The 14,069-nt window shown below is 65.9% G+C and carries 13 protein-coding genes; 5 read left to right on the forward strand and 8 right to left on the reverse strand.

The window, feature by feature from the left end; genetic code table 11:
- Positions 1-5: 5 nt before the first annotated feature.
- From RS83_RS18205 to RS83_RS04465, 4 genes are all read right to left on the reverse strand, one after another.
- On the reverse strand, positions 6-1,181 hold the full coding sequence (locus RS83_RS18205) for an FRG domain-containing protein (protein WP_156153111.1): 1,176 nt from the start codon (positions 1,179-1,181) through the stop codon (positions 6-8).
- 84 nt (positions 1,182-1,265) lie between these two features.
- A complete protein-coding gene (locus RS83_RS04455; protein WP_045278340.1) occupies positions 1,266-2,255 on the reverse strand; it encodes an ImmA/IrrE family metallo-endopeptidase in 990 nt (329 codons plus the stop codon).
- Between the two features lie 62 nt (positions 2,256-2,317).
- Positions 2,318-3,202: a hypothetical protein gene (locus tag RS83_RS04460; RefSeq protein WP_156153112.1), complete on the reverse strand. Its 885-nt coding sequence runs from the start codon at positions 3,200-3,202 to the stop codon at positions 2,318-2,320.
- Between the two features lie 31 nt (positions 3,203-3,233).
- Complete coding sequence (locus RS83_RS04465) at positions 3,234-4,160, reverse strand: hypothetical protein (RefSeq protein WP_045278310.1); 927 nt, start codon at positions 4,158-4,160, stop codon at positions 3,234-3,236.
- A 534-nt stretch (positions 4,161-4,694) separates the two neighbouring features.
- On the opposite strand from RS83_RS04465, the gene RS83_RS04470 reads away from it, so the two are divergent.
- Positions 4,695-6,152, forward strand: a complete 1,458-nt coding sequence (locus RS83_RS04470) for a hypothetical protein (protein WP_045278311.1) — start codon at positions 4,695-4,697, stop codon at positions 6,150-6,152.
- 70 nt (positions 6,153-6,222) lie between these two features.
- On the opposite strand, the gene RS83_RS04475 is transcribed toward RS83_RS04470, so the two are convergent.
- On the reverse strand, positions 6,223-6,762 hold the full coding sequence (locus tag RS83_RS04475) for a hypothetical protein (protein ID WP_156153113.1): 540 nt from the start codon (positions 6,760-6,762) through the stop codon (positions 6,223-6,225).
- Positions 6,763-7,262: 500 nt separating this feature from the next.
- Here RS83_RS04475 and RS83_RS04480 point away from each other — a divergent pair, with 500 nt between their 5' ends.
- From RS83_RS04480 to RS83_RS04490, 3 genes are all read left to right on the forward strand, one after another.
- Entirely contained in the window at positions 7,263-9,104 is a 1,842-nt protein-coding gene (locus RS83_RS04480) for an AMP-dependent synthetase/ligase (RefSeq protein ID WP_045278313.1), read from the forward strand.
- 17 nt (positions 9,105-9,121) lie between these two features.
- The gene (locus tag RS83_RS04485; RefSeq protein ID WP_045278314.1) at positions 9,122-10,045 is read left to right on the forward strand and encodes a DUF1295 domain-containing protein; all 924 of its coding nucleotides are present in this window, start codon (positions 9,122-9,124) and stop codon (positions 10,043-10,045) included.
- A 144-nt stretch (positions 10,046-10,189) separates the two neighbouring features.
- The gene (locus RS83_RS04490) at positions 10,190-10,873 is read left to right on the forward strand and encodes an SGNH/GDSL hydrolase family protein (RefSeq protein WP_045278315.1); all 684 of its coding nucleotides are present in this window, start codon (positions 10,190-10,192) and stop codon (positions 10,871-10,873) included.
- A gap of 16 nt (positions 10,874-10,889) precedes the next feature.
- On the opposite strand, the gene RS83_RS04495 is transcribed toward RS83_RS04490, so the two are convergent.
- Together RS83_RS04495 and RS83_RS04500 are read right to left on the reverse strand one after the other, a co-directional pair.
- A complete protein-coding gene (locus RS83_RS04495; protein WP_045278316.1) occupies positions 10,890-11,516 on the reverse strand; it encodes a hypothetical protein in 627 nt (208 codons plus the stop codon).
- Positions 11,517-11,673: 157 nt separating this feature from the next.
- Positions 11,674-12,306 carry a hypothetical protein gene (locus tag RS83_RS04500; RefSeq protein WP_045278317.1) on the reverse strand — a complete coding sequence of 211 codons (633 nt, stop codon included), beginning with the start codon at positions 12,304-12,306 and terminating at the stop codon, positions 11,674-11,676.
- Positions 12,307-12,403: 97 nt separating this feature from the next.
- On the opposite strand from RS83_RS04500, the gene RS83_RS04505 reads away from it, so the two are divergent.
- Complete coding sequence (locus RS83_RS04505) at positions 12,404-12,928, forward strand: hypothetical protein (RefSeq protein ID WP_045278318.1); 525 nt, start codon at positions 12,404-12,406, stop codon at positions 12,926-12,928.
- 32 nt (positions 12,929-12,960) lie between these two features.
- On the opposite strand, the gene hutI is transcribed toward RS83_RS04505, so the two are convergent.
- Positions 12,961-14,069: imidazolonepropionase (hutI, locus tag RS83_RS04510; RefSeq protein ID WP_045278319.1), on the reverse strand; the 1,109-nt coding region annotated here is incomplete at its 5' end.

Here is a 14,069-nt window from a genome sequence, read left to right on the forward strand (position 1 = left end):
AGCTACTAGCCCTTCGAATGTTCCATCCACTTACCAAACTCACGAAAGCCCGTGTAGTCAGGGAAGAGGCTCTTCGCGGTACGGCTATATGTGAGCCTGAGGTACGTGCGCAGTTGCTCCTTCATCTTCGCGGGCACGAGGATGGCTACGAATGGCATGCTTCTAGGCAACCCCTGTCGGCGCTGCTCCATTAGCAGCCGCGCAACCTCCGCGGAGTCACCTTGCGGAACCGTCATGTGTAGGCCCGCCAACGGAGGGAGCGGCTCATCCGGGAGCGCGCTAGCGATGAAGTAGCCCTCCTGTGCACGAAGTCGCGCGTTGGGCATGCTCGAACTGACCACGAAGGGTGACGAAAGGCTGAGCGCCAACGTTCTCTTGGCGCTCAAGCCCTCCAGGTCGTTCCACGTCACAGCGGGGCTACCGACCGTCTTGAAGACAGTTGGCGGGCGCCCTTCTTCTCCAACCTCCCTATACCAGGGCATGTTCATGGCAATCAGAAGCCCTGGCTTCGACCGTGCACCGCCTTTCACAGCCATCGTCACCGAATCGGTGGCGAACCAGAGGGCCGTCATCGGGTTGCTGGTCACATCCATCAACCTCGTCGGAACTCCGAAGTGCTGAAGATCCGCAAGTAGTTGAAAGTCGTCAACGAGTTGCCCACCCTCAACGCCAAGGCCCCAACGACGGGCCTCCTCAAGGATGCGGTTCTCGCGCTCAAGCATGGCTGTCTCGGTTTCAGGCAATCCTTCTCGCCGTAGCAAACGCTGAAGGGATGAAGTCCAAATGAAGTCGGCATCAGCGTGCCCCCGCCAAGCGAAGCGATGATTCGTACCGTGCGTTCCCACTCGTGCGACAGCAGTCATGAGCTCTGAGGCGCTCTTTGGTAGGTAGTACCAACCAGTGTCTCGCCACGCTTGTCCGTTCATAGACCCCTCCAGTTGCGAAGCATGCCAAGACAGCAAAGCACTCGAAGCCAACATACGGGTTGCCCTTTGCATAGCGGAGCGGACGGGGGCAACTGCAACCATCAGTTCGGACACGGGCGCACAAAGTTCGCTTCGAGATTCAACCAGCGGCCTTCGAAATGCATGTCCGCCGACCCCACGGATGCTATTTAGCGTGCCGCAGTCGCCGACGCTCCAGCCGCAACGGTTCTGTCGGCTCAGCCATCGCCGACGCATTCGCTTGCCTAGCAAGTACCGAAGCGAGCGCGGAAGTCATGTCCAGCTGCCACCGCTGCACAAACGTGCGGGCGGCCTCTGGCGTCACAAACCCGCGCACTCGTCGCAGAGGGTCGCGCTGGTGGTGAATAGTTGAGCGGGTTTGTCGAGGAAGCACTCGTTGCACGTCTGCACCGCGACACGCGACGCGCAGTCGCAGCGACCGCATTCTGGGCAGAATCCCGCGCTGCACCGGTCGCACCGCTCGCCCCAGACTTGAAACAGTTCCTGACACTGCGTGCATTCCTGCCACCTGGCTTGCACCGTCGGAGCAGACGTCGAAAGCGAGATCGCCTCCCATGGAGCGTTATGAGCAACCGCGACGACCACCGTGTAACCTCCCATCGCGGTCGCTTGCGCATAGAGAGACGTGCCTTCGATACCGTCCCGGTAGATGAACCGGTGGTCGCGCACCGTAGCCGCGTTCAGCGATGTGGCGCGCAACGCTCGCAGTACCTTTGTCTGGGACTGGTCCCGTCCTCGTCTCAGTGGGAGCTCTCCCACACTGCTCGCGAAGGCAACATCATCATTCTCGTCCAGGAGAACAACATGTCCAGGGCTTTGCAGACGTTGAGCCGCCGCGACGCATGCCGCTGCCCGCGACGCCCCTGACGCCTGCCACAGCCCCGCGACCTGCGTAGCCAACGGTGTTCCGGATCCCAGGTGCACCTTCAGCATTTCGTCCGGGAAGAGCACTGCTGCGGCGAACGCGTCGCAGGTGAGTTCCTCTAGTTGCTCCCCTTGGTCGACTTGGGCGTCGAACTCGGCACTCAGGGTCGCATCATGTAGTTGGAGATGATGCCCGAGCTCGTGCAGAGCGGTGAAGTGCTGTCGGGGGATGGAACTTTTCGCCCAGATGCCAATGCGGGCAGGGGTATGGTCAGAAAAGTACACGCCCGCGATTGCGCAATCGCTGGTCGGCACCGCATCGAGAAGCATCACCTCGAGTTCAGGCCACGTCTCAAGCTCTGCGATGGGGTAGGTTCGCAGCGATACGAGGGTCTCTGAGCCCCGTTCTCGCACGATTTCAAGCATGCGTTGCACCCGGGGGGGAACAAGGGCTCGAGCGAGGATGAATGCCTGAGTGCTCGTGCTCGTCACTCCGCCATCCCCATCTGCAGATAGGTGTCGACGCGACCTGCCCAGTCGACTTCATCGCGCCTTTCGCCCCTTGCGGCCAATCCCAGCACGCTCTGCGCGAGATGATTGAACACTTCTGACTCGGGTTCTTGCCGACGCCGGGCCACCGCTCTCAATGTCGCACCGCGGTGCCAATCGTTCACGATTGGCACGAGTTGCTCCGGCGGCGCCGGGTTCGCGTCCAAGAGCTCCTCTGCGCTGACTCCCAACAGCTCGGCGACGGGCTCGGCTTGGGGTTCGTCCAGGGCGATCTTTCCGCGCTTCAGTTTGACTGCCAACGGCGTATCCCCGCCAAGAGCGCTGGCGAGGTCGCCAAGAGCGATGCCTTTCAACCGCTCCTGCAACGTTCCCTGACCGCCCCGAAGACACGCAGCATGCGTCAGAGCCTGAATCGAGTACTCAAGAACCTTCTTCTGCGCGAGACGCGGGCTACTTTCGTTGGCAACCATGTATCCGCACCGAAGCACCCCCGCCTCGGCGGCCACGGCTACTTCATCCACAGAACGGTACGTCTTCATCGTCGCCACCTGGCGATCCAAGATGATGGCGCCGACATCCGCGGTGAGCGTCACCCAGATGCTCAGCGGTTCGTTCAGCTCCGTTTCTTCCGCAGGTACGACAACCGTCGTCTCATCCGCGTCCTCGTCGCCTATCCCTACCGGTGTCACGCGCACACGGTTGCTGTCATCAGGTGCGGTGTCCACCAAAACCAGCTGAACGATATCGTCCCATCGAGCACGCCAGATACTGCCGGGGCCCGGTACATGATCCTCTATGTCGTGACGCCGCACGGGTCTCCGTCCGGCGACTCTCGAGAAGGTGTCGCGCTCTTCGTCGGCCATAATCATCTCCTCACCCAAGAAAGGCGATAGTTCATTTTGCGTGCATATCCAGGCTGCGCGCACGCACGATCCCGAGCACGGCCTGCGCGGTATCATCACGAACGACCAAAGCGCGCAGTTTGTCTTCCAGACCAGACACGAACGTCGCAGTCGCTGTGGGAACCACAACCTTGATGGTCGCCAGGGGTGCTGGCAGCAGGCAAAGAACAAGGCGTTCGTCCACATTCAGTGCGGACCAAATGATGTCGGCCTGCTCGACGGCCTCTACCCGCTCTCCGGGTTCCTCCAGCAGGGAGGCATCGCTGTCGGGAAGGTCATCGTCAAACAGCAGGTAGAGGTCGGGGTCGTCGAGCTCGAAGTGCTCGACAAGTGCGCAGGCAAGCTCCCGAGCCCGCATCGCGCCCCCTGCTTCGCTCAGAATCGCGTGGGCGGCATCGCTTAGGCACCGCCTATTGTGCGCGGAAGTGGGTCCGCCTTCGTTCAGGACGCTGATGACACCTACCATGCGCAGGCCGGGGGCGGCGAGTAACTCTCGCCAGTCTCCGCTGAAGATGCTCTCGCCGAGCGCGGGGAGAGTCCACCCATCCTGTCCTGCGAGGATAGCCTTCGCGTCGAGGATGCTATCAGCGGGCAGGATCCCCCTCAGCCGCTTCTGCAGCCGACCGGGAGCAGTCGCTCGCGCCCAGTCGATGAGCGCACGCGCGATAGCGCGGAACGCAAGGTTCTCGAAGGACTCGTCGTCGGTGGCCAGGGCGTAGAGCTTTACGGCCGTGGCATGCCCTTTGTGTTCAAGGAAGTACGAGTGAAACCATTCGCTTGAGGCCTCTCGTGACCACGACTTGTACCCGGGCGGCGGCGGGTACCAGGAAGCTGCTCGCGGAATGAGGTCGATGAATAGTGCATACGTGACGGGGCCCATCTCCCCGTCACGATCCATCTCCTCGTAAGGCGAACCCATGCCACCCTCCCCAGCTTCTGCACCGTTGCGCGCACGCCTCCCACAGCGTCACCGCTATCGATACTGGCCTCTCGGTGGGCGCGTGGCAACGTCTGTGCTCAGGTCTGCCGTGCGGGGACAGCAGATGCTGTCCCCGCAGCAGTGATTAGGCGAGGCGGATCAACTTCCACGTAACACCCTTGTTCGCGTAGGGCGGCATGATGTTACCCTTCGCGATGGGGGCGGTGGTCGAAGGCGTACCCTGGACCTGCCAGACGCCGGACTCCGGGCAACGCTCCCCGGTTCTTGCGGTGATGCCAACAGACATTGTCGATCCTTACGTGCTGACCTGCCGGGCGCTTCGGGCCTCGGTCAGGTGATGGTTTCCCATCTACCTAGCCCAGACGTACTGACTCCGGCACGGTCGCGCGCACACCGAAAAAAGACCCCGCGCAGCTCTTCACCGGACGCATCAACGGATGAAAGCTCCTGCTGAGAAGGGGCACCGCCGCTCATCTGGACGTGCAATGCGGCAACGTCCGGCAGGATCAGAGTGTGCTGTCCACCATAGACGTCATCGATGCGTACCTCACCGGCCGAGACGACGCGGATTTCACCACCGTAGCCGGCCGAGATTTGGAATCGTTCGGCGAGCGAGTGAGAGAGTTCTCGACGCACCACACACCTGACATCGACCAAAGGAACCACCCGATCTACCTCGGAGGATGGCCGTCCGCGAACTTCGCCCTCCTCGGTGGCGACATGATCCTGACCAGCTTGCTGTACAGCGGTCAGGTGCTTGTGAGGGACCCCATCGCCGACTGGTTCTCCGTCGAGCAGTACCGCGTCGAGCACATGATGAGCGCACGACGAGGCTTTCACCCGCCTGACGAGGATGCAGAGACTAGGACTCGGCGTACGCGCGCGTTCCTCGCCACGGTCGTTCCGCAGCTTATGCGCATGAGGCCGCTCATCGAAGCAGGCATCGTCGTACCTGTCCCGTCTGAGCCATTGTATTTCCGGGAACGCGGTCGAATCGACCGCCTGCGTCGGGACATCGAAAGCCATCTGGCCATGGATCCGGTGCACTACGCCGCACGGTTCAACGCGGAAGAGATCGCGACCGAGGACAACGTCCGCGGCTACTTTCCGATGGCACCGGGGCCTGACCCGGCGCCGCAGGTTCGACGGGCCCTTAGCCACGGCGTCCGCTACTTCGCCCGCGAGTTCAGCCTCGCCGACAACTACGGTGTCACCTACACAGCCCCGTTCGCGCACGAACGCTACCTCTGCCAGGAGGGCGTGAGCCGGCTCGTGGGAACTTCATCGCGCGTAGTCGACGCCGTCCTACGCTCGGGACTCCCCGTGTTCCACGACCTGACCCCCGAAGTCATCCGTGACGTGCATGACGATGACGCCTTCGGTGAGTTCCGTGCAACGCTGCACCAGGTCTATCAAGGCACTCCGGTCGAGGACCCCGCGGCGGCTGCGGCCTATATCCGCGACCAGGAGAACGCACTCTTGCAGCCCCTCATCACGCAGGGTGAGCGGGCAGCATCCCGCGGATTCCTCGCTCGGCTGGGCGCATCACTATCTCAGAACAAGTTCGCCATCGCGGCGGCTCTTGCCACAGACGTGACTGTCGGGACGCTGGGGGCGGCGACTGCCATCGCAGTCGCCGGGACATTCGCCGACGACGCCATCAGGTCGCGGCGCGATGAGGGTCCGGTACGCATCTGGTCGTCACTGGTCGCTCACAACCAGCGCGTCAGCGATGAGGTGAGAGGAGTACAGCACGCGCCCGCCGCGCCCAGCGTGGAGGACACCCCGTGGGGCATCCCCCGCGAACCGGGGATGAGTATTTCCGTCACTGCGGGTCAGCTGATCTGGGATGCCGACCCACGCCTCCTCGCAGACACGGACGAGGACGCCCGTGCACAACTCGGCGTGTACGGCCCCTGCCGATGCGGGAGCGGGAGGAAGTACAGGTTCTGCTGCGCTGGGGTCCGATGACTCACCAGTCAGGGCATCGGCGACAGATCTACTGGGACCTAGTTCGCCCGCACGTGGATCGATCCGGCTGTCAGCGAAGAGGCACCCAATCGTGCCGTTGCCGGTTCTCCCCGTCCTGCCAACAGACAAGAGCTGGGCTGTACATAAGGTCCAACCCGCCGACGCCGTGTTGCCGCGGCGGGCCTACCATCTCTGCCCGAGGGCCAGTGCCGCGGAGCGGCGCGTGCTCGCCCGCTGCTAGCGACCCGTCGACAACCGCGCCGGTGATGGGCTCACCGGGCGATTCGTAGCGTCGCTTGACGCCGTTACGGACGATACGAAGGGCGGCGCGGCGGTCTTTGCGAGCCAGGGGTACACCCCACGCGAATACCTGAATGCTGTGGGCTGCAGACCCGCCCTCGTTCTTGATGAGTCGAGGTTGCCCCTGAGCCGCTGGCAAGAAAGCAAACGCCGCGGGTCGAGGCTTCGTGCGTTCGAGATGCAAGATTATCGCTTGCCAGCCGGTGAATGCGGCTGCCAGCAGCGCGAAGAATGCAGCCAGCGAAGACACCACCAAGGCGAGCTCGGCGATGTGATTGGCCGTCTCGGCAGCATCCGTCATGTTGCGCACCCATCCAAGCTAGCCGCCGGCATGGCGCGCCTACGACGCGCCCGGCGTGGTAAGTCGGCGGGCCCTCACCGGTGGTGGCTCTCCGGCCTGAGAGTCCTCATCTTTCTTGCACTTCAAACAGACTCTGTTCGGGTGCCAGTCGATCTGCGTTCTCCATCAGTCACGACTTGACGCACAGGAGCCTCAAAAACGCCTTTGAGCTGGGTTTTGTCCGGCTCGACTTGTCTGGAGTAGCTGTGGAACGCCCTCCTGCGCGACTCACAGGAATAAGCGTAAACTTCAGTCCGAACAACGGGGCAAAAGCGGCACAGTAGTCCGGACTAGCTTTGGAAGTGACACTCCATGAGACCCCCGGTTATCCGGGGGTTTTCTCGTCGGCCGCACACGTCGCGCCGCGCACGACAGCGCTCCCATCCGATTCCGCATCGGTTCCGAACAAGAGCAGGTGGGCCGGTATTCGAGCGCCCAGCGAACCGCCCGTACGACCGAGAGGAGCCCCGATGATCGAATCATCGACCCCGCCGCTGGCAGCCCTCGACAGCTACCGCAACGTCACCGACCTGCTGGTCGCTCGCGTCGCAGCAGCACCGGACCACGTCGCCTTCGAGGTCGACGGAGCGGATGCCGGATCGTGGCGGCCGATCACGACACGGGCGTTCTCGAACGAGGTACGCGCGCTCGCGAAGGGGTTCATCGCGCAGGGCGTGCAGGCCGGCGACCCGATCGCGATCATGGCACCGACGCGCTACGAATGGGCCGTCGCCGACCTCGCATCCTGGTTCGCCGGCGCGGTCGTCGTGCCGATCTACGAGACCTCGTCGCCCTCGCAGGTGAACGCCATCGTGGCCGATGCCGGCGTGCGCCTGGCGATCGGTGGCAGCCGCGAGCATGCGGCACTGCTGCACGAGGCACTCGCGCAGACGGCTGACGTCACGCTCGGCGCCTGGATGATGGATGCCGATGCATCGGATGCCGCGGCATCCGGAACCCTCTCCGACCTGGTCGCGCTCGGCGTCGACGTCACCGACGAAGCGCTCGAGGCCCGAAGGGCATCCGCCGCCCAGGACGACCCCGCGACGATCGTCTACACCTCGGGCACCACCGGTGAGCCCAAGGGCGTCGTCCTCACCCACCGCAACTTCCTCGGTCAGGTGCTCAACATCGCCGCGGCCTACCGCGAGATCGTGAACGAAGACGGGAACACCGTCATCTTCCTGCCACTCGCCCATGTGCTGGCACGCGGACTGCAGCTGATCTGCCTGGCCAGCGGCATGCGCATCGCGCACCTCTCCGACCCGTCGACGGTCGTCGCCACCCTCGACACGCTGCGTCCGACATTCCTGGTCGTCGTGCCGCGGGTGCTGCAGAAGATCCAGGCGGCCGCCGCCACCAAGGCCGCAGACAAGGGACTGTCCGGAGTCTGGGCCAAGGCGGAGTCGACGGCCATCGCATGGGGCCGCCGCGCCGAGCAGATCGACGCCGGCGGAACGCCGGCCAGGCACCCCGCACTCAGCCTTCGCCATCGCCTGTTCGAGGCGCTCTTCTACCGACGCCTTCGCACCGTGATGGGCGGCCGGGTCGGCTACATCCTGTCCGGCGGCGCGGCGCTCGACGCCGAGCTCTCCCTGTTCTTCCGCGGCATCGGCGTCCCGGTGATCGAGGGCTACGGACTGACCGAGACGACGGCGCCCCTCACCGGCAACCTGCCCGGTCGCATCGCATCGGGCAGCGTCGGCTCGCCTCTGCCCGGCCTCACCGTGCGGATCAGCGACGAGGGCGAAGTGCTCGCGCGCGGCGTCGGCGTCTTCGGCGGCTACCGCAATCCGGCGCACGACGAGGGCGCCTTCGTCGACGGTTTCTTCCGCACCGGCGACCTCGGACGACTCGACGATCAGGGCAGGCTCATCCTCGAAGGGCGCCTGAAAGACGTGATCGTGACGTCGAACGGCAAGACGATCGTGCCCACCCGCTGGGAGAACGCGGTCGAAGCCAACCCGCTCGTCTCGCATGCGGTGATGGTCGGCGAGGGCAAGCCGTACCTCTCCGCGCTGCTCGTGCTCGATCCCGAGCAGACTCTGGCCTGGGCGGATGCCGAGGGCGCGAGCATCCCCGCCGTGACGCGTCTCGAGATCTGCGAGGTGACCGATCCGACGCTGCGAGCACACCTGCAGCGAGCCGTCGACGCCGCCAACACGCTCGTCGCCCGCAGCGAGCAGGTGCGTCGGTTCAGCGTGGTCTTCGCCGACCTCGAAGACCGCGGCCTCGTCACCCCGACCATGAAACTCAAGCGGAGCGTCGTGCTGGATCGCGCAGCCGTCACCGTCGAAGACCTGTACCTCTGAGAAACAGAAAGCACATCATGTCCTCCCCGACACCCACCAACGCCAAGTCGTCCCGCTCGTCGCTCATCGCGATCATCGTCGCGCTCGTCATCGGAGCCCTCGTCGCCATCGCCGGCAGCCAGCACGGTGAGACGATCGGCGGCATCCCGCTGTTCGCGATCGCCGTCGCCGCTGCCTTCGCGATCCAGGTCATCGCCTTCATCCCGGCGATGCTCCTGCGCACCGAGCGGTTCTTCGATCTCACCGGCAGCCTCACGTTCTTCGTGATCTCCGGCGCGCTCGTGCTGCTCGCGCCCATGCCTGACGCTCGCAGCTGGATCCTCGCGGCGATGGTGATGCTGTGGGCCGTCCGCCTCGGGTCGTTCCTGGCCCTGCGCGTGCACAAGGCCGGATCGGACGGTCGATTCGACGCGATCAAGGGCTCGCCGCTGCGCTTCCTGCAGGTGTGGGTGATCCAGGGCGCGTGGGTGTCGCTGACCGCGGCAGCAGCATGGATCGCGATCAGCACGGATGCCGGGTCGCGAGCCCCGATCGGCTGGCTGACGATCGTCGGGATCATCGTGTGGGTCATCGGCATGGCGATCGAGATCGTGGCCGACGCCCAGAAGTCGGCGTTCCGCGCAGACCCGAGCAACCGGCACGAGTTCATCCGCACCGGGCTGTGGTCGCGCTCGCGGCACCCCAACTACTTCGGCGAGATCGTGATCTGGGTGGGCGTGTTCCTCACGGCCGCGCCCGTGCTCGCCGGATGGCAGTGGGTCGCCCTGCTCTCGCCGCTGTTCGTGATCCTGCTGCTCACGCGGGTGAGCGGCATCCCGCTGCTCGAAGCCCGCGCCGAGGAGAAGTGGGGCGATCGCGCCGACTACCGCGAGTACCGCGAGCAGACGCCGGCGCTGATCCCGCGGCTCACCCGGCCCCGCGCGCGAGCGACCGCGTCCTAGCCGGCCACATCTCGGCCGCCGACCGCGCGCGAGGGGTCATCACCCGCCGCTGCCGACGCTGGGCGTGCGGCGGTTCTTGACCCCTCGGCGGGGGGCGGGCGGGGCGCGGGCCATCCGCTCAGCGCTCGGCGCCGAACAACCCGCATGCGCCGTCTCCGATCGCTCGCGTCCGTGGTCGCCCTCGCCCTCGGCCTCGCGGCCTGCGGCGCCGCCCCCGCACCGGACGCGTCTCCGACACCGGGCGACGGACCGGTCGTCGCCTTCTACGGAGACTCGTACACCCTCGGCACCGGCGCGAGCGACCCGACGCTCCGCTGGTCGACCGTCATCAGCGAGGAGCGCGGATGGCGCGAGTTCAACCCGAGCGTCAACGGGCTCGGGTTCGTCAATCACCGCTCCGACTTCGGCGAGAACGACCTGCCCGAGCTCGTCATCGCGCAGCATCCCGACATCGTGTTCGTGACGATGGGACTGAACGACAACTTCAGCTTCGACACCCGCGCCGACCTCATCCGCGAGACCATCACGAGCGACCTGACCCGTCTGCGCGACGCCTTGCCCACCGCACGGATCATCGTCGTCGAACCGTTCTGGTACACCGAAGAGCGCCCCGAATCGGTGGAGACGATCATCGGCTGGGTGCAGGATGCCGCGGCCGCGATCGATGCGGACTGGATCCCCGGCGCGAGTCGCTGGCTCGACGGGCACTACGCCGGATCGGGCGACAGCTGGATGGCAGCCGACGGCATCCACCCGTCCGACACCGGCTACCGTCACATGACCGAGCAGATGGATGCTGCCCTTGCACGCCTCGATCCGGCGGTGTGAGCCGCCTCTCGCAGTTTCAGTCCCGCGCTCGCGCCGGCTGCGGTCCCGCACCGGAATCCAGGTCGAACGCGAGCGCACGTGCGAGCGCGTCGGTGTGCACGCGGAGGCGATCGAGGTAGCGGAGATCGAAGTCCGCCAGGCTGAGCGACACCCAGGTGTTGCCGAGTTCCCACCCGTAGAGGCGCACACCGTGGAGCGCCCCCTCGACTCTCCGACGCATGAGTGCCGTGATGCCATGACCGAGGGGGGTCGAGAAGAACGGCTCGACGACCGGTGGCTCGTTCAGGCCCTCCTGGTCCAGGTGCAGGAACTGCTCGAGTGAGTCGTAGGCTCCGTTCACCCGATCGTGCGCGTCGATCCGAACGATCCTGGGCACCTGGCTCAGATTCGCCGCGTAGGCCATCGTCCAGTTCGTGCTCTCGCCATCGCGGCTGAGCGACATCTGCACAAGATCGGCACGGAACGCGCGGCGCTTCACGAACGTCAGCCAGGAGCGCTTCGCCACGGTGCGAGACACGGCATCCGCCCATGACCCCGGGCCCGTGAATCCCTCGTGTGGCCAGATGTGCGGCACCCAGATCCATCGCTTCGTGTCGTAATCGACGAGGCGGATCGTCACGATGTCAGGTTCGGTGGCGCTCATCCGACTCAGTGTATGAGGAGCGTGGATCTGAGCGAGACAGTCAGCGGATGCCGCAGTCACGTCGCCGAACCATTCGAGCCACGCCGTCAGCGTGTCGACCAGGTGGGCGTCGCTCCTCGCGTCATTCCCTCGCCGGGTCGGGCGGTGGGCGTCCCGGTCAGTCTCGCGCTCGTGCCGGCTGCGGTCCCGCCCCGAGATCGATATCGAACGCGAGCGCCCGCGCGAGCGCATCGGTGTGCTCGCGAAGGCGATCGAGCCGCGGCAGGAAGTGGTCCGCCATGTGCAGCGAGACCCAGGTCTGCTCGAGCTCCCAACCGTAGCTGCGCACACCGGCGAGGGAGCGGGTCTCCTCCAACCAGCGGCGCTTCAGCACGGTGACGCCGTGACCGAGGTGTTTCGAGAAGAAGGGCTGCATCACCGGACGCTCGGCCAGGTCGGGTCCGTCGAGCTGCAGGAACTGCTCGAACGATGTGTACACACCTCGCACGCTGTCGTGCGCGTCCACCCTGACCAGGTGGGGGATCTCATGGAGATTCGGCGCGTACGCCAGCGACCAGTTGGTGCTCTCACCATCGCGGCTGAGTGCCATGCGTACGAGTTCGTCGCGGAGGAACCCGCGTCGCAGGTATCGAAACCACGAGCGTCGCGCCACCGTGCGTGATGCGGCATCCGCCCATGACTCCGGGCCCGCGAATCCCTCGTGCGGCCAGATGTGCGGCACCCAGATCCATCGCTTCGTGTCGTAATCGACGAGGCGGATCGTCACGGTCGGAGGCACGGTGGAAGACATTGCGGCCAGCATAGAAGGAATCGGGCAGGCGGGCGGGGAGGTCATCGGGTCGGCGTGCACCACCGTAGGGTGGAGAGCGAGACGAGAGGGGGCTCTCATGATCCGCACACATCGAACGGCGCTCGTGGCCGCAGGGGCGATCGTCGCCATCGCAGTGCTCAACGGATGCTCTGTCATCGGCATCCCCAGCCCTGCGTCGACGTCCTCCGCAGCACATACCTCCGGCCGCTCGCTCGACGCCATCCAGGATGCCCTCGCCGAGATCCCCGGCGTTGAGTTGTCTGCCGCGCGCGCGTGGGACGGCACGGTCCCCTACACGATCGTCACGCTCTCGGCGACGGATGCCTTCACCGGTGACCCCGTGACACTCGTGGACTACACGCTCGCCCAACTCGCCTCGCAGGACGAGATCGACCGTGGACGCCTCGTGCGCTTCACCTTCGACGCTCCAGGGCAGACCCCCGAGACCACCATCGCGCTGCTCGCCTCGCTCGACATCGACTCCGAACGGTACGCGGGCGGCGAATCCCTCGAGCTCGCCAGCGCGGACCTCGATCGCCGATACGGCGCCTGGCCGACTGCCGTGCCCACGCTTCCGCCGACGCTCGGCGACGCGGGCTGACCTTCCCCGAGCGGGCCCCGTTCCGGGGGGTCTCACCCGATGGCGCGGCCGTCCTTCCACACCCGACGCACGAGCGGCACGCCAGGACGGTAAGCGAGATGGATGCGCGTCGGCGCATCCAGCAGCACGATGTCGGCCCTGGCACCGGGCACGATCACACCGACATCGTCGCGGCGCAGCGCTCTGGCGCCGCCCGCGGTCGCCGCCCACACGGCCTCGGCCGGGGTCATCCCCATGTCTCGCACCGCGATCGCGATGCAGAACGGCATCGACGACGTGAAGCTCGAGCCAGGGTTCGTGTCGCAGGCGATCGCGACCGTCACGCCGGCATCGATCAGCCGGCGGGCGTCAGGATACGGCTGGCGCGTCGAGAACTCGACGCCGGGCAGCAGGGTCAGGACGGTGTCGGATGCGGCGAGCGCCGCGACATCGTCGTCGGTCAGGTAGGTGCCGTGGTCGACGGATGTCGCGCCGAGCTCGACGGCCAGACGCACGCCATCCCCGGGTCCGAGCTGGCTCGCGTGCACGCGCGGGGCGAGCCCTCGAGCGATGCCGGCCTCGAGCACCCGTCGCGACTGCGGCACCGTGAAGGCGCCGGTCTCGCAGAACACGTCGATCCATTTCGCGTGCGGCGCGCAGGCTTCGAGCATGGGTCCCGTGACGAGGTCGACGTACTCGTCGGAGCGATCCGCGTACTCGGCCGGCACGACGTGCGCGCCGAGGAACGTCACCTCCGGCGTCACTTCGGCGGCGAGGCGCACGAGACGCTCCTCGTCTGCGACGCTCAGCCCGTAGCCGCTCTTGATCTCGACCGTCGTCGTGCCCTGGGCGAGCATCTCCTCGAGGAAGCCGCGCAGTCTGGCACGCAGTTCGTCGTCGGTCGCCGCACGGGTGGCCGCGACGGTGGAGCGGATGCCGCCGGCCGCATACCGCTGCCCGGCCATCCGCGCCTCGAACTCGGCGGCCCGGTCCCCCGCGAACACGAGGTGGCTGTGGCTGTCGACGAAGCCGGGGATCACTGCCCGTCCCTCGGCATCCACCACCTCGTCGGCCGCCGGAGCATCCGTCGCCGCACCGACCCAGGCGATGCGATCCCCGTCGATCAGCACCGCCGCGTCCTGCAGCGTCTGCCCCTCCGCCC

The sequence above is a fragment of the Microbacterium oxydans genome, from assembly GCF_000956525.1.
Classification (GTDB): domain Bacteria; phylum Actinomycetota; class Actinomycetes; order Actinomycetales; family Microbacteriaceae; genus Microbacterium; species Microbacterium oxydans_A.

Excerpts from the sequence above, each read along its gene's own strand:
- RS83_RS04490 (WP_045278315.1), top strand. The coding sequence starts at position 10,190 with ATGCGCCGTCTCCGATCGCTCGCGTCCGTGGTCGCCCTCGCCCTCGGC.
- RS83_RS18205 (WP_156153111.1), bottom strand. The coding sequence starts at position 1,181 with ATGCGTCGGCGATGGCTGAGCCGACAGAACCGTTGCGGCTGGAGCGTC.
- RS83_RS04465 (WP_045278310.1), bottom strand. The coding sequence starts at position 4,160 with ATGGGTTCGCCTTACGAGGAGATGGATCGTGACGGGGAGATGGGCCCC.
- RS83_RS04495 (WP_045278316.1), bottom strand. The coding sequence starts at position 11,516 with ATGAGCGCCACCGAACCTGACATCGTGACGATCCGCCTCGTCGATTAC.
- RS83_RS04455 (WP_045278340.1), bottom strand. The coding sequence starts at position 2,255 with ATGCTTGAAATCGTGCGAGAACGGGGCTCAGAGACCCTCGTATCGCTG.
- RS83_RS04500 (WP_045278317.1), bottom strand. The coding sequence starts at position 12,306 with ATGTCTTCCACCGTGCCTCCGACCGTGACGATCCGCCTCGTCGATTAC.
- RS83_RS04460 (WP_156153112.1), bottom strand. The coding sequence starts at position 3,202 with ATGGCCGACGAAGAGCGCGACACCTTCTCGAGAGTCGCCGGACGGAGA.
- RS83_RS04505 (WP_045278318.1), top strand. The coding sequence starts at position 12,404 with ATGATCCGCACACATCGAACGGCGCTCGTGGCCGCAGGGGCGATCGTC.
- RS83_RS04480 (WP_045278313.1), top strand. The coding sequence starts at position 7,263 with ATGATCGAATCATCGACCCCGCCGCTGGCAGCCCTCGACAGCTACCGC.
- RS83_RS04485 (WP_045278314.1), top strand. The coding sequence starts at position 9,122 with ATGTCCTCCCCGACACCCACCAACGCCAAGTCGTCCCGCTCGTCGCTC.